The sequence below is a fragment of the Streptomyces sindenensis genome (assembly GCF_014649035.1).
In the GTDB taxonomy this organism is placed as follows: domain Bacteria; phylum Actinomycetota; class Actinomycetes; order Streptomycetales; family Streptomycetaceae; genus Streptomyces; species Streptomyces sindenensis.
Genome location: NZ_BMSG01000010.1, coordinates 36,293 through 52,595 on the forward strand (window position 1 = coordinate 36,293; position 16,303 = coordinate 52,595).

Annotated in this window: 21 protein-coding genes; 7 read left to right on the forward strand and 14 right to left on the reverse strand. The window is 71.2% G+C overall.

The features are described from left to right. Positions 1-18: 18 nt before the first annotated feature. The 3 genes from IE145_RS13815 to IE145_RS13825 all read right to left on the reverse strand — a co-directional run bounded on the left by IE145_RS13815 (position 19) and on the right by IE145_RS13825 (position 1,683). Positions 19-363: a hypothetical protein gene (locus IE145_RS13815; RefSeq protein WP_189525347.1), complete on the reverse strand. Its 345-nt coding sequence runs from the start codon at positions 361-363 to the stop codon at positions 19-21. 112 nt (positions 364-475) lie between these two features. After that, complete coding sequence (locus IE145_RS13820) at positions 476-748, reverse strand: DUF1876 domain-containing protein (protein ID WP_069735586.1); 273 nt, start codon at positions 746-748, stop codon at positions 476-478. A gap of 50 nt (positions 749-798) precedes the next feature. Beyond that, entirely contained in the window at positions 799-1,683 is an 885-nt protein-coding gene (locus IE145_RS13825) for a diacylglycerol kinase family protein (protein ID WP_189525348.1), read from the reverse strand. A 186-nt stretch (positions 1,684-1,869) separates the two neighbouring features. Between IE145_RS13825 and IE145_RS13830 the strand changes: the two genes are divergently transcribed. The 6 genes from IE145_RS13830 to IE145_RS13855 all read left to right on the forward strand — a co-directional run bounded on the left by IE145_RS13830 (position 1,870) and on the right by IE145_RS13855 (position 6,652). Continuing rightward, positions 1,870-3,153: an adenylosuccinate synthase gene (locus tag IE145_RS13830; RefSeq protein ID WP_026237801.1), complete on the forward strand. Its 1,284-nt coding sequence runs from the start codon at positions 1,870-1,872 to the stop codon at positions 3,151-3,153. 204 nt (positions 3,154-3,357) lie between these two features. Further along, on the forward strand, positions 3,358-4,014 hold the full coding sequence (locus tag IE145_RS13835) for a DsbA family oxidoreductase (protein WP_189525349.1): 657 nt from the start codon (positions 3,358-3,360) through the stop codon (positions 4,012-4,014). Between the two features lies 1 nt (position 4,015). After that, positions 4,016-5,134, forward strand: coding sequence for an oxidoreductase (locus tag IE145_RS13840; protein ID WP_189525350.1), 1,119 nt, complete (start codon positions 4,016-4,018; stop codon positions 5,132-5,134). Between the two features lie 125 nt (positions 5,135-5,259). Further along, on the forward strand, positions 5,260-5,739 hold the full coding sequence (locus IE145_RS13845) for a nucleoside deaminase (RefSeq protein WP_189525351.1): 480 nt from the start codon (positions 5,260-5,262) through the stop codon (positions 5,737-5,739). A gap of 94 nt (positions 5,740-5,833) precedes the next feature. Next, complete coding sequence (locus tag IE145_RS13850) at positions 5,834-6,154, forward strand: DMT family transporter (RefSeq protein ID WP_189525352.1); 321 nt, start codon at positions 5,834-5,836, stop codon at positions 6,152-6,154. Between the two features lie 81 nt (positions 6,155-6,235). After that, on the forward strand, positions 6,236-6,652 hold the full coding sequence (locus IE145_RS13855) for a DMT family transporter (RefSeq protein ID WP_189525353.1): 417 nt from the start codon (positions 6,236-6,238) through the stop codon (positions 6,650-6,652). Positions 6,653-6,787: 135 nt separating this feature from the next. Here the strand turns inward: IE145_RS13855 and IE145_RS13860 are convergent, their stop codons facing one another. The 3 genes from IE145_RS13860 to IE145_RS13870 form a co-directional block, all read right to left on the reverse strand. Beyond that, the gene (locus tag IE145_RS13860; protein ID WP_189525354.1) at positions 6,788-7,558 is read right to left on the reverse strand and encodes an SDR family NAD(P)-dependent oxidoreductase; all 771 of its coding nucleotides are present in this window, start codon (positions 7,556-7,558) and stop codon (positions 6,788-6,790) included. Next, positions 7,555-8,274, reverse strand: a complete 720-nt coding sequence (locus IE145_RS13865; protein WP_189525355.1) for an HAD family hydrolase — start codon at positions 8,272-8,274, stop codon at positions 7,555-7,557. The genes IE145_RS13860 and IE145_RS13865 overlap by 4 nt, the downstream gene beginning before the upstream one ends. A gap of 68 nt (positions 8,275-8,342) precedes the next feature. Further along, a complete protein-coding gene (locus tag IE145_RS13870; RefSeq protein WP_189525356.1) occupies positions 8,343-8,975 on the reverse strand; it encodes a ScbR family autoregulator-binding transcription factor in 633 nt (210 codons plus the stop codon). A gap of 260 nt (positions 8,976-9,235) precedes the next feature. On the opposite strand from IE145_RS13870, the gene IE145_RS13875 reads away from it, so the two are divergent. Then, entirely contained in the window at positions 9,236-10,165 is a 930-nt protein-coding gene (locus IE145_RS13875) for a ScbA/BarX family gamma-butyrolactone biosynthesis protein (RefSeq protein WP_229825536.1), read from the forward strand. Positions 10,166-10,251: 86 nt separating this feature from the next. Here the strand turns inward: IE145_RS13875 and IE145_RS13880 are convergent, their stop codons facing one another. The 8 genes from IE145_RS13880 to IE145_RS13915 form a co-directional block, all read right to left on the reverse strand. Next, a complete protein-coding gene (locus IE145_RS13880) occupies positions 10,252-11,004 on the reverse strand; it encodes a 4'-phosphopantetheinyl transferase family protein (protein WP_189525358.1) in 753 nt (250 codons plus the stop codon). Between the two features lie 55 nt (positions 11,005-11,059). After that, complete coding sequence (locus IE145_RS13885) at positions 11,060-11,302, reverse strand: DUF6253 family protein (protein WP_189525359.1); 243 nt, start codon at positions 11,300-11,302, stop codon at positions 11,060-11,062. Beyond that, positions 11,299-12,114: a maleate cis-trans isomerase family protein gene (locus tag IE145_RS13890; protein ID WP_189525360.1), complete on the reverse strand. Its 816-nt coding sequence runs from the start codon at positions 12,112-12,114 to the stop codon at positions 11,299-11,301. The genes IE145_RS13885 and IE145_RS13890 overlap by 4 nt, the downstream gene beginning before the upstream one ends. Positions 12,115-12,168: 54 nt before the next feature. Beyond that, positions 12,169-12,888 carry a transglutaminase-like domain-containing protein gene (locus tag IE145_RS13895; RefSeq protein ID WP_189525361.1) on the reverse strand — a complete coding sequence of 240 codons (720 nt, stop codon included), beginning with the start codon at positions 12,886-12,888 and terminating at the stop codon, positions 12,169-12,171. 15 nt (positions 12,889-12,903) lie between these two features. Then, positions 12,904-14,034 (reverse strand): acyl-CoA dehydrogenase family protein, encoded by a 1,131-nt coding sequence (locus tag IE145_RS13900; RefSeq protein ID WP_189525362.1) that lies wholly within the window; start codon positions 14,032-14,034, stop codon positions 12,904-12,906. Between the two features lie 85 nt (positions 14,035-14,119). Then, on the reverse strand, positions 14,120-14,494 hold the full coding sequence (locus tag IE145_RS13905; protein ID WP_069735574.1) for an ectoine synthase: 375 nt from the start codon (positions 14,492-14,494) through the stop codon (positions 14,120-14,122). Between the two features lie 88 nt (positions 14,495-14,582). Beyond that, a complete protein-coding gene (locus tag IE145_RS13910) occupies positions 14,583-14,843 on the reverse strand; it encodes an acyl carrier protein (RefSeq protein WP_189525363.1) in 261 nt (86 codons plus the stop codon). Beyond that, complete coding sequence (locus IE145_RS13915; RefSeq protein ID WP_189525364.1) at positions 14,840-16,288, reverse strand: AMP-binding protein; 1,449 nt, start codon at positions 16,286-16,288, stop codon at positions 14,840-14,842. Before IE145_RS13915 ends, IE145_RS13910 begins: the two co-directional genes overlap by 4 nt. Between the last annotated feature and the right edge of the window lie 15 nt (positions 16,289-16,303).

Genomic DNA, 16,303 nt, shown 5'->3' on the forward strand with positions numbered 1-16,303 from the left:
CGGCCGGGGCGGGGGCGGTCAGCAGGGCGGGCCGCAGTCCGCCACCGCCTGCGTACCGGCCAGGACGTCGAAGCCGTACCCGAAGGCGGCGATTCCCGCGACCGCCGCGACCAGCCCGAGGGCGGGCCGCCACCGGCCGCGTACGAGGGCGAACACGGCCAGGGCGGCGGCGGCCCCGCCCACTGCCATGACGGGCAGGCCCAGCCAGAAGACGGCCGGGTTGGTCTCGCTCTCGAAGGCGCCGAAGAGGCCCCTGCGGCCGTATGGGAACCAGACCGCGATACCGGCGAGGGTGCCGAGGACAGCGGTCAGGCAGCCGACGGTGCTGATGACGGCTTCGCGTCGCGCGTTCTCGGTTCCCATGCTCTGGGGGACGCGGCGGGGTGCGGGAGCGGTTCCGGTCTTTCGGGGTGCGCTGCCCCCGGGCCCCCGCCCCTCGGACACCGGAGGGGCCGGAAACGGGCGGCGCCCCGCATCAGGTCAACGGGTACGACGTCCGCCCCGACGCCTCGTCGATCTCGTCGTGCGCCTTGGTCAGCAGTTTCATCGCCAGTTCGTTGAGCGCCCTGGCCCCCGCGATCTCCTCGCCCACCCGCTGCTGGTCGGCGTCGGAGGGATGGCGGCTGGCGTAGCCGTGGGCGCGTACCTCTGTTCCGTCGGAGAGGCGGACGAGCGCCGCCGCGCGTGTGCGGTGGGTGTCCTCCTCGAATTCGAGGTCGATGTGCCATCCGACAGCGATCCTGGTCATGACGGTCACCTCCGGGACCGGGAAGGAACGGGACGGCTCCGGGCCGTCTCCTACCAGCGTGCGCCCGCCGCCGCGTCCGCGCTCGCCGGGCCCGGCAGCATCAGCCCCCAGGCGCCCGCCCGGACCGTCCAGGTCCGGGTCCGCACCGGCCCCCCGGTCTGTATGTCCGCCCGGTAGCGGAAGTCCGCGCCGGAGACCGTGACGGCCTTGGCCGCCACCGTCACGTCCTCGCCGGAACCGGTGCGGACGACGACGTCGGCCAGGCCCCCGCCGCCCTGAGAGGTCACCGAGAGGTCCCGGACCGGCGTGTCCAGATCGTTCAGCAGCACCCCGTCCGCCTCGATGCGCAGGCGGTGCGTGCCCGGGTTCGTCGAGGCGGCGACCGGGGCCGGGCGGACGAGGGACGACACCAGCGAGCGGCAGGTCTCCCAGACGGTCGTGCCGCCCGCGTGCGGGGTCCCGGAGCCGGGCGGCGGGGGCGGCGGGGCCGGGATGCGCAGGCGGCCCAGGACCACGCCGTCGCTGTCGTCGACCAGCAGGTCCAGGCGGCGCACGGCACCGTCCAGCGCGGTCCGGGCGGCGGCCACCGCGCCCCGGGGCACGCCGAGGGCGTGGGCGACCTCCAGCGCGTGGGCCGCGCCGACGGGGATCAGGGAGAGGACGCCGGCGGCCAGCTCCCGCTCGCGGTGCAGCTGGGCGACGGCGCGCAGCAGCGCGTGGTCGTCACCGACGACGACGGGCCTGCGCGCACCCCGACGGGACAGGGCCCGGGCGAACTCCTCGGGGGTGTCCGGAAGGCAGATCTTGGCGTGCGCACCGGCGCTCAGCACGTCCTTGGCGATACGGACGGACTCGCCGTCACTCCGGCGGGCGACCGGGTCGATGACCACCAGGAGCTGGTCGTCGCCGTCGCCGGGGGGCTCTGCAGCCGACACCTCGGTCCTTCCTCGGGTAGCATCTTGGTGCAAGAGCCCCTTGCGCTATTGCGCCAGGGGCTTCGTCTATTCCGGGGCACCCGGTTCGACGGCTCAGGCTTTGCCGTACATCGTCGTACGGCAGGTACGACCTTGACGTACGCCCCCTGACCTTGGACATGCCCCGCCCGGAAGGGGTGTACGCCTGTGCCCGCACTTGTGCTGCTCGGTGCTCAGTGGGGTGACGAGGGCAAGGGGAAGGCCACCGATCTCCTCGGTGGATCCGTGGACTATGTCGTGCGATACCAGGGCGGTAACAACGCCGGTCACACGGTCGTCGTGGGCGACCAGAAGTACGCACTTCATCTCCTCCCCTCCGGAATCCTGTCGCCGGGCTGTACCCCGGTCATCGGGAACGGTGTCGTGGTCGACCCGGCGGTCCTGCTCTCCGAGCTGAGCGGTCTGAACGAGCGAGGCGTCGACACGTCCAAGCTTCTGATCAGCGGCAACGCTCATTTGATCACTCCGTACAACGTCACGCTCGACAAGGTGACCGAGCGCTTCCTCGGGAAGCGCAAGATCGGTACGACGGGCCGGGGCATCGGCCCGACGTACGCCGACAAGATCAACCGGGTGGGGATCCGCGTCCAGGACCTCTACGACGAGTCGATCCTGGAGCAGAAGGTGGAGGCGGCCCTGGAGCAGAAGAACCAGCTCCTGGCCAAGGTCTTCAACCGCCGGGCGATCGAGGCGGGCAAGGTCGTCGAGGACATGCTCCAGTACGCGGAGCAGATCAAGCCGTTCGTCGCCGACACGACCCTGATCCTGAACGAAGCCATCGACGACGGCAAGGTCGTGCTCTTCGAGGGCGGCCAGGGCACCCTGCTCGACGTCGACCACGGCACGTACCCCTTCGTCACCTCGTCGAACCCGACGGCGGGCGGCGCCTGCACCGGCGCCGGTGTCGGCCCGACGAAGATCAGCCGCGTCATCGGCATCCTCAAGGCCTATACGACGCGGGTCGGCGCCGGTCCGTTCCCGACCGAGCTGTTCGACGAGGACGGCGAGGCGCTGCGGCGCATCGGCGGTGAGCGCGGTGTCACCACCGGCCGTGACCGCCGCTGCGGCTGGTTCGACGCCCCGATCGCGCGGTACGCGACCCGGGTCAACGGCCTGACCGACTTCTTCCTCACCAAGCTGGACGTCCTGACCGGCTGGGAGCGGATCCCGGTCTGCGTGGCGTACGAGATCGACGGCAAGCGCGTCGAGGAGCTCCCGTACAACCAGACCGACTTCCACCACGCGAAGCCGATCTACGAGACCCTGCCGGGCTGGTCCGAGGACATCACCAAGGCCAAGACCTTCTCCGACCTGCCGAAGAACGCGCAGGGTTACGTGAAGGCGCTGGAGGAGATGTCGGGCGCCCCGATCTCCGCGATCGGCGTCGGCCCCGGCCGGACCGAGACGATCGAGATCAACTCGTTCCTGTAGGGCACCTTGGCAGCACCGTGGCGGTGGCCCCCGGCCTCAAAAGGCCGGGGGCCACCGCCGTTGTCGTGTCCGGCGCGCCGGGCGGTACAGCCACGCTTGACACTTAAGTGCATGATCGTGCAACCTTCCTGAGATCCCTTCCATCGCTCGTCAATCCGTCGAGAGATGTTGTTGCTTGCGCGATCAATTAGGTGGAGTCTGCGCATGGCTGATCCCGTGAAGATCAAGATCTGGTCCGACTACGTCTGCCCCTTCTGCATGCTGGCCGAGGGGCCCATCGAAGAGGCGATCAAGGACGTCGGCGTCGAGGTGGACGTCGAGTGGATGCCCTTCGAGTTGCGTGCCCACCCCCAGCCCACCCTGCGGCCGGAGGACGAGTACCTGCCCGCCATCTGGGAGCGGGCCGTCTATCCCATGGCCCGCCGGCTGGGGGTCGACATCACCCTCCCCACCGTCTCGCCGCAGCCCTACACCGCCCTCGCCTTCGAGGGGTACCAGTACGCGGCCGAGCACGGCCTGGGCGATGCCTACAACCAGCGGATGTTCCGTGCCTTCTTCCAGGAGGACCAGGACCTGGGGGAGGTCGACGTCCTCGCCGCGCTGGCCGTCGGCATCGGCCTGGACGAGGCCGGGTTCCGGGCCGCGCTGGCGGACGGCACCTACCGTGCCCGGCACCAGGAGGCGCTGCGGGAGGCCGCCGCCCACCAGGTGCGGTCCGTCCCCACGCTGCTCGTCGGGGACATCCGGATCGAGGGCGTCCCGCGCCCCGCCCAGCTGCGCAAGGCGATCCTGGACGCGCGGGCCCGGCAGACGGAGGAAGCCGGTTACGGCGCGGCCTGCGGCATCGACGGGACGTGCTGAGGTGAGCGACGCCCGCACCAGCGCGTCGCGCGCGCCCCACCCCGCCCTCACCGCCTGCCGGTTCGCGGGTCTGGAGCTGCGCAACAGATTCGCCGTCGCCCCCATGACCCGCGTCTCGGCCACCGAGGACGGCCGGGCCACCGAGCAGATGGCCGCCTACTACGGGGCCTTCGCCGAGGGCGGCTTCGGGCTCCTGATCACCGAGGGGACCTACACCGACACCGCCTTCGGCCAGGGCTACCTGCACCAGCCCGGCATCACGGACGAGGTGCAGGCCGCCGCCTGGCGGGGCGTCGTCGACCGCGCGCACGCCGCCGGCGCGCGCATCGTCCTCCAGCTGATGCACGCCGGGGCCCTGGCCCAGGGGAACCGGTTCCGGGACCGGACCGCCGGCCCGTCCGCGGTCCGTCCGATGGGTGAGCAGCTGGCCAAGTACCGGGGCGGCGGCCCGTGGCCCGTACCGCTGGAGATGACCTCCGATCAGATCGCCGAGGCCGTCGAGGGCTTCGCCGCCGCCGCGGTCCGCGCCCGTGACGCCGGCTTCGACGGTGTGGAGATCCACGCCGCCAACGGCTATCTGCTCGACCAGTTCCTCACCCCGTACACCAATCTGCGCACCGACGCGTACGGCGGGGGGATCGAGGGGCGCTCACGGCTCCTGCGGGAGGTGACGGCCGCGGTCAGAGGCGCGGCCGGGCCCGGCTTCACGGTCGGCGTCCGGCTCTCCCAGGGGAAGATCAACAACTTCGGCTGGCGGTGGCAGGGGGGCGATGCCGAGGCGGCCGCCCTCTTCGGGGCGGCGGTCGGGTCCGGGGCCGACTATCTGCACCTCGCGGGCAGCGGACGGGACTGGCTGCCGGACGGGCCCACGCTTCCCGGGCTCGCCCGGAAGGTCACCGGAGTGCCCGTGATCGCCAACGGCGGGCTCCACGAGGAAGCGGTGGCACGGCGCGTCCTGGACGAGGGGCACGCGGACGTCCTGGCGGTCGGTACGGGTGCGCTGGCCAACCCCGATCTGCCGCACAGAGTGGCCGCGGGGGCCCTGCCGGCGGCGTTCGACCCGCGGGTGCTGGAGCCTCTGGCGACGCTGGACAACGCCCTTGCGTACGCGTCCGCTTGACACTCGTTATATGCACATGCAAGATTAAGGCGTCGGATCACGCCGTCGGCGGAGATCCATGGAAACTATTTGCTTGCATGTGCAGGCAAAGCCGGATGCAGGGCAACTCGGGAGACGAACTGCTCATGGGTACACACGACAGCGAACTGATGGGCTTCGCCCACGAAGCGATCCGGCTCAGCCGCGAGCACGTCGCCCAGGGCGGCATTCCCTTCTCCGGTGTCGTCGTGGGCGCCGGACGCATCCTGGGTACCGGCTTCAACCGGGTCCGCGAGGACAACGACCCGACCGCGCACGCCGAGGTCGTCGCCCTCCGGCAGGCCACCGCACGGCACGGCATGCGCGCCGTGGCGGGAGCCACCCTGATCGCCTCCGGCGAGCCCTGCGCCCTGTGCTACGTGGCGGCGCGGTTCGCCGGCATCGGCCACATCGTGCACACCGCCGACCGCCGGACCGCCGCCCGGTACGGCTTCGACTACACCGGCTCGTACTCCCTGTTCGCCGAGGACCCCGAGCACTGGCCCATCAAGGTCACGGCGCTCCAGCTCCCCGAAGCGGAAGCGCCGTTCCAGGACTTCCTCACCATGAGCCGGCCCCGGCACTGACCCCGGGCCCGGTTCTGCGACACCGCCGCACGCCGTCCCCCGTACCGCCCTCCCCACACCCCATCTCCTCACCCACCGCCCGGAAGGACCTCCCATGCACTGGCTCTACCTCGCCATCGCCGTCGCCTTCGAGATCGCTGTCGCCATCGCCGCCGGAAAGGCGGAGGGCTTCAAGAACCGCAAGTGGACCGCCATCACGCTGATCAGCGGTGCCCTGGCGACCTTCTTCCTCAGCAAGTCGCTGCTGACCTTCGACGTCGGCGTCGGCTACGCCCTGTGGACCTCCGTGGCGGGGGTCGGCATCACCATCCTCGGCGCGCTCTTCTTCGGCCAGCGCCTGAACGTGAACAAGGCGATCGGCATCGTCCTCGTCATCGGTGGCGTCGTCGGCCTCCAGCTGAGCGGTTCCGCCTGAGCCCGGGCGCACCACCCCCGACCGCGCACGCGGTGCCTCCCGCCCACCACCTGACGCCACCCCAGAGAGGATCCACCTCCCATGTCCAACGAAGTCAAGACCTCCACCAACGCCTGGCTCTCGCTCCTTCTCGCCGGAGTCTTCGAGATCGGCTACGCGCTCGCCGTCGGCGGCAGCGAAGGATTCACCGTCCTGACCTGGTCCCTGGTCGCCGTGGTCTTCTTCCTGCTGACGCTCTACGCCCTGAGCCTGGCCCTCCGCACGATCGAGGTCAGCATCGGTTATGCCGTCTGGGCGGGGATCGGTGCGGTCGGCGCCGCCGTCCTGGGCCCCGTCTTCTTCGACGAGACCCTGACCGTGGCCAAGGGCATCTGGCTGTCGGTCATCATCGTCGGTGTCATCTGGCTGAAGCTCGCCGACCGGACGAAGCCCGAGGCGGTCGCCCCGGCCCCGGCGGCCCAGCAGGTCGCGGACCGGCCCGGCGCGCTCCAGGTCTGACGCCCCGCGAACGTACGCCCCCGGCGGCCGCCTCCCCTTCCTGAGGGGCGGCGGCCGCCGGGGCGTACCGTCGTCGTGCCGCGCGCCGCTGTCCTCACGTGACGGTCCGGGCCCTCGTGCGCGTGGGCGCCAACGTCATTTCGCGGTCCGCCCCCCGTCCACCGCGAGGGCGGTCCCGGTGGTGAAGGAGGCGGCGTCCGAGCAGAGCCAGGCGGCGGCGCGGGCGATCTCGACCGGATCGGCGAGCCGCCGCTGAATGCCCCGGGAGCCGAAACCCGCGCCCACGGCGGCGCCGGCGGGGCGGAGGGCGTCCATCATCTCCGTGTCGGTGCCGCCCACCACGAGGGCGTTGACCCGGATGCCGTGCTCGCCGTACTCGGCGGCCGCCGCCCTGGTGAGGCCGATGACCGCGTGCTTCGCGGCCACATAGGGCGCCGACGCGGAGGTGGCCCGTACGCCCGCGACGCTGGAGGTGTTGACGACCGCGCCGCCGCCCGCTTCCAGCATGGCGGGGATCTGGGCACGCAGGCAGTTCCACACACCGCGCAGGTTGACGTCCAGGATGCTGTCGAAGACTTCGTCGGGAAGTTCGTGCAGGACCGTTCCGGCGCTGGCGTGACCGGCGTTGTTGAACGCGCAGTCGAGGCTGCCGAACCGGTCAACCGCCGTGGCGACGGCCCGTTCCATGTCCGCGGGGCGGGTGACGTCGCCCGGCACGGCCACGGCCCGTCCGCCGTCCTTGCGGATACGCTCGGCGAGCTCCTCCACCCGGGCGGCCCGGCGGGCGACGAGCACGACGGCGGCGCCCTCGTCGGCGAAGTACCGGCCCGCCGCGGCGCCGATTCCGCTGGAGGCGCCGGTGATCAGCGCGACCTTGCCGGCCAGCAGCGGGCTGCCCGGCGTCACGCGTGTCTCTCCCGGCCGGCCGCCGCGAGGGCGGGGCTCCAGAACGTGTCCGTGCTCATCTCTTGGTCGATCCGGCCCAGCAGGCGCTCGTCGAGCGTGTCCAGACGGTCGATCATGTGGCGGACGCCGGCCTCCCGCATGAGTTCACGCTGGTGGCTGTGGGGGAAGGCGGAGGGGCGCCCCACGAAGGCCGCGCCCAGGTGCCGGGCCGCCTCCGCGACCCGGGCGACGTCGTCGACGAAGAGGGCCTGGGCGGGGCGGAGTCCGAAGACGTCCTCGGCTATCTCGCTGAGGCCGGGGCGGATGTCGTTGGTGCTGACGTAACCGGGGCCGTCGAAGAGACGGGCGTAGCGGCCCAGATGGTGGTCGAAGTGCTCCTTGCCCAGGCCCCCGTAGCAGACCGTGCGCAGGCCCGCCCTCCGCAGCCGGTGGAGCAGGTCACGCGTCCCCGGCGTGATGGTGACCGGGTGGCGGTCGAGGTGGGCGGCGCGCTCCTCGAAGTAGGCGGCGAGCGCCGCCTCGCCCGTCATGGTGCCGCCCACGGAGGCCGCGAGCCGCTGCCCGGCGATGTGCTGCGGCTGGGAGAAGATCGAGCGTTCGAGCTCGGCGGAGTACGTCCCGCCCCGGCTCACGACGAACTGGTGGATGACCGGGCTGAAGGTGTCGTTGAGCAGGACACCGTCGATGTTCAGGGCGGCCAGGCGTAAGGAAAGCATGGGGCTCCTCGAAGTTCGTCCGGGGCGGCGGAACGGTCGGCGGGCTGGGCGGACGGCGGGCAGGGCGGTCAGGGCATCATCGCGGCGCCCCGGGCGGGCGTCGCGTCGGCGCGGGTGATCACGGACGGGACGGCGATACCCGGAAGGATCAGGTTCCACATCTGCTGGGTGCGCTCGGGCAGGTCCTGGCGGCTGCTGACGACGTTGGAGTACATCTGCATCCCGGTACAGGCCGCGACGACGAACTCCGCGACCACGACCGGGTCGACACCCGGCTGCAGCTCGCCGTCGTTCTGGGCGTCCTGGAGGCACCCGGTCATGATCGCGCGGAACTTCTCGTAGGGGTCGGCGTTGGCCGGACCGACCGCGGAGGTCTGCTCGTTGGTCAGCCGTACGCCGGCCCGCAGCAGCGGATCGCGCTGGAGCTGCCACGACCATACGAGGGTGATGTCGATGAGCCGCTGGAGGCCCCCGGCGGCCACCAGCGGAACCAGGGTCTCCGGCTGGCTGTTCATCACCGCCCTGGCCAGGTCCTCCTTGGAGCCGAAGTGGAAGTAGAGCGCTCCGGCCGTCACACCGGCGCGCTTGAGGATGCGGGTGATGCTTGCACCCGCGTAGCCGAACTCGTCGAAGACCTCTGCTGCCGCGAGGAGGAGAGCGCGGCGGGTCTGTTCCGCTCGCTCCTGTTTCGGTTGTGCCATGCCCTGTCACCTTCCCAAAAAGAATGACCCTTATGTTATCCGGCCCGACCGCCACCGAGGCAAGTCCCGTTTGTTCCAGTTAAGTTGCTTATGCATACTCCTGGGTGCGGAAAAAATCAGGCGCGCGTTCCCCCTTGACCCAGCAAAACAAAAGAAACATTATTTTTGAGTCGGCGCAGGGGGTGCTCATGGCGCTCCTCTGCGTAGTCATCCGTTGCGTAGTCATCCGTGAGCGAGCAACCGATCGTGGGGGGTCCACGTTGTCTGTTTCCGTACTCAGCCGTGACGTACAGCCGGTCCAGCAGTCTCCGGTGCACCAGTGGCAGGTGCACAAACTCCAGGGGGAGGAAGTACTGCTCAGGACGTGGACCGAGGAAGACTCCGGACGCTTCGTGATCACGGCGCGCTGGCCGAAGGGGCACGCGTTCTACCAGCCGTCGCAGGGCGCGTACGACCCGCTGCTGCTCGCGGAGACCGTGCGCCAGGCGGTGCCGCTGCTCTCCCACGCCGTGCACGGCGTCCCCCGGGAGCACAAGCAGGCGTGGGAGTGCTTAGACTTCGCGGTCGAGCCGCTGGCGGCACTGGTCACCACCGCCGAGGACGAGGTGCGCCTGGTGGTGTCCTGCTCGGACGTGGTCCGGCGCGGCACCAGGTTCGCGGGCATGACGATGGACATCGACGTCCACCTCGGCAAGCGGCTCATGGGGATCGCGCACACCCGGTTCAACGACCAGCCCGCGGCCGTCTACCGGAGAATGCGCGGAAGCCACGCGGACATCGACGCAGCTCTGGCGAACCGCCTTCCGGCGGGTGTGCCGGTGGAGCCGCACCGGGTGGGCCGGAGCTCCCCGGCCGACGTGGTGCTCTCCCCGGCCCCGGGGGGCGAGAGACCCGGGCGGTGGCTGCTGCGGGTGGACACCGCCCACCCGGTGCTCTTCGACCACCCGGTCGACCACGCGCCCGGGATGCTCCTGCTGGAGGCCGCCCGGCAGGCGGCGTGTGCCGTCGGCGGCGCCACCGCGGCCGTCATCGGGATGCGGACGAACTTCGTCCGGTACGTCGAACTCGACGCCCCCGCCGTCGTCGTGGCCGGTTCCCCGGCCCCCGCGGGCACCGGCCGGCGCCGGATACCCGTCTCGGTCGAGCAGCACGGCGTCCAGGTCTTCACCTCCGAGGTGACCCTCGCCTGATGCGGGCCCGCCCTCCGGGGCCCTCGACGTGACGCGGCGGGTGGCCCGTACCTCCTCGCTCGGAGGTACGGGCCACCCGCCACCGGTCAGGCCGGCTCCAGTTCCGCCTCCGGCATCGGGTGCGGCAGGTCCTCGTACATGAGGACGTCCACGTGCACCGACGCCGGAACGGCGAAGCTGGCCTCGTACCCGGGTGGGGCGATCAGCTGCCTCACCCGCCAGCCGAGCGGCTGGCCGGTGAGGTCGAGCCGGTTCATGACCGCCGCCATGCCCTGGCCGGTCGCCTTGGCCATGGCCTCCTTGCGGGTCCACAACCGGGCGAAGTCGCGGACCAGTTCGTCCGCCGGTCGGCCGCCCAGCCACTGCTGTTCCCTCGGGTGGAGGAAGGGCAGATAGCCCGCGACCGACTCCGGGGTCGGATGGCACTCGATGTCGATGCCGATGGTGGCCTCGGCCACCGCGATGGCGACGTGGTCCCCGGCGTGCGACATCGAGAACTCCGGGGGTTCGCCGCCCCGGTCCGGATCACGGATGGCCGGCCTGCCGTGCGCCCCGCCGCAGCCGGGACACGGCTGCCGCAGGAAGGCGACGTTCCGGGGCGGGCAGCCGAGTGAGGAGCCGAGGACGCTGCGCAGTGCCCAGTGGGCGAAGGCGTAGGCCTCCTTGCCGGAGCGCTGCGGTATCGCGGCCAGCCGGCTTCGCTCCTTCTCGTCGAGCCAGCCGGGCGGGGACCCGTCGGGCGGCAGCCGCTGCCCGGCCGGGGCCCGGACGATCCAGACGCCCACCTGGTCGCGGACCTCCCCCGGGGGCGCGTCGGACCACTTGAGGTCGTGTGTCATGTCGATACGGCTCCTGGTGCGGCGGGGGCCCGGCCGGCCCCCGCCACGGGTCGGATCAGGCGGTTGCTGCGAGCAGCGGCCACGGGCCGGTCGTGGCGTACTGCTCCAGACCCTCGGCGGCGAGATAGCGCCGGAACCCCGGCACCTGCTCCGCCGGGCGCAGGGCCCCGCGGTACAGCACCAGGCCGTGCACACCGTTGTCGTCGTCGTGCCAGCACACCAGGGGCATGTGGTACTCGGGCGTGTCGCAGGTCTCCTGCACGGCGGCCTGGTAGCCGTACGCGGGCAGCAGGCTCATCCGGTCACGCTCCCGGGTTCCGGGCGGACGCCGAACAGGGCGCCGTAGTCGCTGATCCGCGCGGCCGCACCGGCACCGCCGGCGAGGTGCAGCGCGTGCCAGAAGAGCACCTGGTTGGCGGTCAGGACGGGGAAGCCGATCCGCTCCTCCAGGCCCGCGACGGTGCCCACGGCGCGGATGCCGTTGCCGGCGACCAGGACGGCCTGCGGCTTCTGCGGGGCGACGGTGGACTCGATCCACTGCACCAGGGCCTCCGGGGTGATCAGCTTCTGGTTGCTGGGGAGGCCGCAGGGGGCGTGGTGGACGACGTCGAAGCCGCGCTCGCCGAAGTAGGAGGCGCCCAGGGCGGACAGTTCGTCGTCGAACCACGGCGGGTTGACCAGCGCGATCCGCTCGGCACCCAGGGCCCGGAAGCCGGCCGTGGCCGCGTGGGTGGTGCCGGTCAGCGGGATGCCCCGGGTCCGCTCGGCGAGCCGCTCGAAGAGCTTCTGCTCGCCGTCGGCGCCCAGGACGTAGGCGGAGCTGGTGAACCCCAGGGCGATGGAGTCCAGCGGGGAGGCCGCGAGCAGTTCGACCGCGTCGTCGATGAAGGGCGGGTCGATGAAGGCGCGCACCGGGTCGTGCGGGATCTTGGGGTCCATCTCACCGCCGGGCCGCATCGCCCCGAAGTGGACGCGGGAGCCGTGGATGTAGACATCGCGCGGGGCCATCGCCTGGAGTTCGGACTCCGGCCCGACGTCCGCGTGCGGAACGACGACACCGACGCGGGCGACGGCGCCCCAGCCGTCCTCTCGGGCCTGGAACTGCGTCATGGGGTGTTTCTCCTCTTCTTCTGCCGTTCTTCTCTGCGGGTGAGGGGGGAGAGCTCAGTTCGCCTCGTCGGCCAGCGAACCGCCGCTGACCGTGCCGGTGCCGTCCGCGTCGAGGAACTTCGGGTGCTTGCGGCGCATGTTGTCCAGGACGAACGCGTACGGCACGTCGTCGAAGTCGCCGTGGTCGGTGAGGAACTCCATGCTCTGCCGCCCCTGCGCGTCGAAGGGGTGGTAGAGGCTGTCCGAGCGGCCGTCGAACTCCAGCGGGGTCATGCCGTACAGCCGGCACAGGAGCTTGTTGAAGACCGGGGTCACCTGAAGCCAGCGGCCTTCGAGATACACGGTGGCCAGGCCGTGGAAGAAGACGTCGCCGCCGATGTAGGAGCGCAGCCGGTCGGAGGCGAGGTGGTTGCGGACGTCGCTGTAGTGCAGCCGGGCCGGGATGCCGACGGAGCGGCAGGCGGCGGCGTAGAGCACGGACTTGTGCAGGCAGAAGCCCTTGCCGCCGGTGATGATGCTGGACGCCTTCAGCCCCTCGGGCGAGAGGTCGGCGCCGTAGACCTCGTAGTGGATGCCGTCGCGCACCGCGTAGTAGAGGGCGACGGCGAGGTCGACCTGGCCGGCCTTCTCGCGGTCGATCCCGTCCAGGGCCTTGTCGACGAAGGCGCGTACGGTCTCGTGCTCGTGGTCGAGGAAGTCGGTGGCCGCGGTGAGGCGGTCGAGGTCCTCGGCGGTCAGGGGTGCGGAGACGGTGTCGGTCAGGGTGTCGGTCATGGCGGATGCCTCTCGTCACAGGCCCATCAGGGCGGCGATGCAGTTGCGCTGGATCTCGTTGGTGCCGGAGTAGATGGAGCCGGAGGTGGCGTTGCGCAACTCGCGCTCGATGCCGGTGTCGGTCAGATAGCCGCGGGCGCCGAAGATCTGGATGGCGTGCCGGGCGGTGAGCTGGTTGGCCTCGCTGACCACGATCTTGGTGGCGGCCACGTCCAGCGAGGCGTCCGTGCCCTGCTCGACCTTGCGCCCGGTGTCGTACAGCCACTTCCGGGCCGTCTCCACCGCGATCCTCATGTCCGCGATCTTGTGGGAGACCGCCTGGTTCTTGCCGATGGCGCTGCCGAACTGCTGCCGGGTGGTGGCGTGTTCGAGGACGCGCCCCAGGCGGTGGGTCATCTCTCCGAGGTTGACGGCGAAGGAGAAGAGGACCTCCCGCTTCATCACGTAGTCCATGATCAGGAAGCCGGCCCCCTCGCTGCCCAGCCGGTTGGCGGCGGGCAGCCGGACGTTCTCCAGCGTGACCTCGCTGATGGGTGAGGTGCGCAGCCCCATCGTCTCCAGCGGTTCGCCGATCTTCAGTCCGGGCGTGGAGCGCTCGGCGAGGAAGGTGCTCAGTCCGAAGGCGCCCGGCTTGCCGGTACGGACGTACAGCAGGAAGAGGTCGGCGACGGGGGCGTTGGTGATGAACATCTTGCCGCCGTCGATCACGTACTCGTCGCCCTCCCGGACCGCGGTGGTCCGGATGTTCATGACGTCGGAGCCGTGGCTCGGCTCGGTGATCGCGTGCGCGGTGATGGCCTCGCCGGAGGTGACCCGCGGCAGATAGCGCGAGCGCAGCTCCTCGGAGCCGAACGCCTGGAGCGGGATGCCGACGCTGACGATCTGGGTGGACGCCGAGAAGTTGAGACCGGCGTCCCGGCTGGTGTGGCCGAGGCCCTCCAGCGCGGACATGGTCTCGGTGAGCGTCCGGCCGGCGCCGCCGTACTCCGGGGCGAAGGGGAGGGTGAAGAGGCCCGACCTCTGGAGCGGCTTCCACTTCTCGCGGGGGAACTCGCCGGCCCGGTCCCAGCGGGCGACGTCGTCGTTCAGCTCGTCGCCGTACGGCGCTGTGACGCCGTAGGTGTCTGTGTCCTTCTCTGCTGCCATGAGGGCTCTGCCTTGCCTTTCGCCGGTCGCGGGGTGAGCCGGGTGCGGGGCCGCGCCGTCGCGGCCCCGCACCCGGCGGCGGTGATCAGTAGCGGGAGAAGCCGTCCTCGGAGAGCGAGTGCTTCTCGTCGCCCCGCAGCGCCGGGCTGAAGACGGAGACGAGGAGGAGGTCCTCGTCGTCGGAGGCGAGGAGGTGGTGGGCGTCGTGCTGGTCCAGGGCGTAGATGGTGCCGGTCTTGATCTTGTGGCGGACGCCTTCGGTGGTGACGACCTCGCCCGAGCCGCCTATGCAGTAGCAGGCCTCCAGGTGGCCGAGGTACTGAAGCCCGCTGGAGGTGCCCTTGCGGACCAGCGTCTCGCAGACGGTGAAGCCCATACCGTCGGCCTCGGTGAGCAGGCGGTGGCTGGTGCCGCTGCCCCACTCGACCGCGGGGACGTCGGACAGAGAACGGACGATCATGGAATTACTCCTGTCATCGTTGTGTTCTGGACGTGCGCTGGTGTGCCTGGGCGTGGGGGGCGGGCGGTGCGGGGGTGGAGCTGTGGGGTCAGACGGAGGCCGGGGCGGCCTGCTCGACGAAGCGGCGGATGTCCGCGAGCGTGCGGTAGGCGGCCGGCTCCAGGGGGATGTCGTCGACGGGGATGCGGTAGGTCTCGGATATCCAGGAGATGAGGCGGACCAGACCGAGGCTGTTGACGACGGTGCTCTCGATGAGGTCGAAGTCGTCGGTCAGGTCCTCGGCGTCCTCGCCGGCGAGGAACTCGCTGACGATGTAGGCGCGGATCGGGTCGCTGGCGGTGGTGGTCATGCGATGTCTCCGTTCAGTCGGTTCTTCTTGATCGAGTTGCGGTCGGGCTTGCCGGTCGGGGTCTTCGGCAGCGGGGTGCCGGCGAGCCCGACCGAGCTGGGCACGGCGTGCCGCGGCAGGTGCTTCGCCGCGTACGCCCGCAGTCCCAGCGAGCTGAGGGAGGCCCCGTCCCGGCGCACCACTTCGGCGTGCAGCCGGTTGCCGGCCTCGGGGCAGGGCAGGGCGACGACACAGGCCTCGACGACGTCCGGATGGGCGCCGAGGACGGTCTCGACCTCCAGGGTGTTGGTGCGCACGCCGCGCACCTTGACCTGGAAGTCGGTGCGTCCCTGGAGGAAGTAGCGGCCGTCGGCGTCGCGGTGGACGAGGTCGCCGGTGCGGTAGAACATGGCGCCGCCGCCGCGTGGGTCGGGCATGAACGCGCGGGCGTTACGGGCCTGTTCGAGATAGCCGCAGGTCTGGAAGGGGGTGTGCACCAGCAGTTCACCGGTGCCGGGCCCCTGGAGGACCTCGCTGCCCTTCGGCCCGTCGATCAGCAGCACCGCGTCGGTGCCGTCGATCGGGGTGCCGATGGGCAGTGGATGGACGTACGCGTCGGGGTCGATGTCCTCGATGAAACTGTCGTTGGTCTCGGTGCAGCCGAAGACGTTGTGGAAGCGGGCGTCCGGGCAGGAGGCGAACGTGTCCCGCAGCCCCTGCTCGGAGACGGCCTCCCCGGTGAAGACGACCGTACGGACCGCCGGGTAGCGAGCCCCGTCCGCGGCCAGCAGCCGGTGGAGGAGGGGCACGCCCTGGACGAGGGTCACCCCGTGGGCGAGGGCCAGCTCCCGCAGGTAGCCGGCGTCCCCGCTGGCCCCGGCGTCGGCCAGCACGACCGTGCCGCCGGCCTCCAGGACCGTCCAGACGTCGAGGAGCGCCAGGTCGAAGTTGAGCGGTGAGAAGCTCAGCGCCCGGGTCGAGCCGTCGATCCCGAACTTCCCGGTGGCCCAGTCGGCGAACCGGTCGAAGGCATGGGTGCGGATCGGTACGAGCTTGGGTACGCCGGTGGATCCGGAGGTGGTGAGGGTCAGCAGCGACTCGGCGGGGTCGGGGACGCTGAAGCCGTCCGCCGCCGCGGGGTCCGTCTCCTCCCGCACCAGGCTCACGCCGCCGCCGGGGACCGCCGTGGCCGTCAGCGGGCCGTGGGCCTGGGCGGTGAGCGTGCCCAGGGCGGCGGCGCCCAGACCGGGGGAGGGGACCAGGGTGTTGATCTCCTGACGCCAGGCCGCCAGCAGCAGGGCGATGGTCTCCGGTGACTTGTGGGCCGGGACGCACAGGGCGCGGACGGATCCGAAGCCGGCGCCGTCCAGGTCGGCGGTGGCGCGGCGGGTCAGCCGCTCCAGCTCCGCGTAGGTGACGCGCTCGCCGGCGGCGACGAGCGCGGTGCTGTCGGGCTGTTCCTGCACATGTCTGCTGAAGGC

Excerpts from the sequence above, each read along its gene's own strand:
- IE145_RS13820 (WP_069735586.1), bottom strand. The coding sequence starts at position 748 with ATGACCAGGATCGCTGTCGGATGGCACATCGACCTCGAATTCGAGGAG.
- IE145_RS13815 (WP_189525347.1), bottom strand. The coding sequence starts at position 363 with ATGGGAACCGAGAACGCGCGACGCGAAGCCGTCATCAGCACCGTCGGC.
- IE145_RS13880 (WP_189525358.1), bottom strand. The coding sequence starts at position 11,004 with ATGACACACGACCTCAAGTGGTCCGACGCGCCCCCGGGGGAGGTCCGC.
- IE145_RS13885 (WP_189525359.1), bottom strand. The coding sequence starts at position 11,302 with ATGAGCCTGCTGCCCGCGTACGGCTACCAGGCCGCCGTGCAGGAGACC.
- IE145_RS13870 (WP_189525356.1), bottom strand. The coding sequence starts at position 8,975 with ATGGCACAACCGAAACAGGAGCGAGCGGAACAGACCCGCCGCGCTCTC.
- IE145_RS13855 (WP_189525353.1), top strand. The coding sequence starts at position 6,236 with ATGTCCAACGAAGTCAAGACCTCCACCAACGCCTGGCTCTCGCTCCTT.
- IE145_RS13890 (WP_189525360.1), bottom strand. The coding sequence starts at position 12,114 with ATGACGCAGTTCCAGGCCCGAGAGGACGGCTGGGGCGCCGTCGCCCGC.
- IE145_RS13845 (WP_189525351.1), top strand. The coding sequence starts at position 5,260 with ATGGGTACACACGACAGCGAACTGATGGGCTTCGCCCACGAAGCGATC.
- IE145_RS13835 (WP_189525349.1), top strand. The coding sequence starts at position 3,358 with ATGGCTGATCCCGTGAAGATCAAGATCTGGTCCGACTACGTCTGCCCC.
- IE145_RS13900 (WP_189525362.1), bottom strand. The coding sequence starts at position 14,034 with ATGGCAGCAGAGAAGGACACAGACACCTACGGCGTCACAGCGCCGTAC.
- IE145_RS13910 (WP_189525363.1), bottom strand. The coding sequence starts at position 14,843 with ATGACCACCACCGCCAGCGACCCGATCCGCGCCTACATCGTCAGCGAG.
- IE145_RS13865 (WP_189525355.1), bottom strand. The coding sequence starts at position 8,274 with ATGCTTTCCTTACGCCTGGCCGCCCTGAACATCGACGGTGTCCTGCTC.
- IE145_RS13895 (WP_189525361.1), bottom strand. The coding sequence starts at position 12,888 with ATGACCGACACCCTGACCGACACCGTCTCCGCACCCCTGACCGCCGAG.
- IE145_RS13850 (WP_189525352.1), top strand. The coding sequence starts at position 5,834 with ATGCACTGGCTCTACCTCGCCATCGCCGTCGCCTTCGAGATCGCTGTC.
- IE145_RS13905 (WP_069735574.1), bottom strand. The coding sequence starts at position 14,494 with ATGATCGTCCGTTCTCTGTCCGACGTCCCCGCGGTCGAGTGGGGCAGC.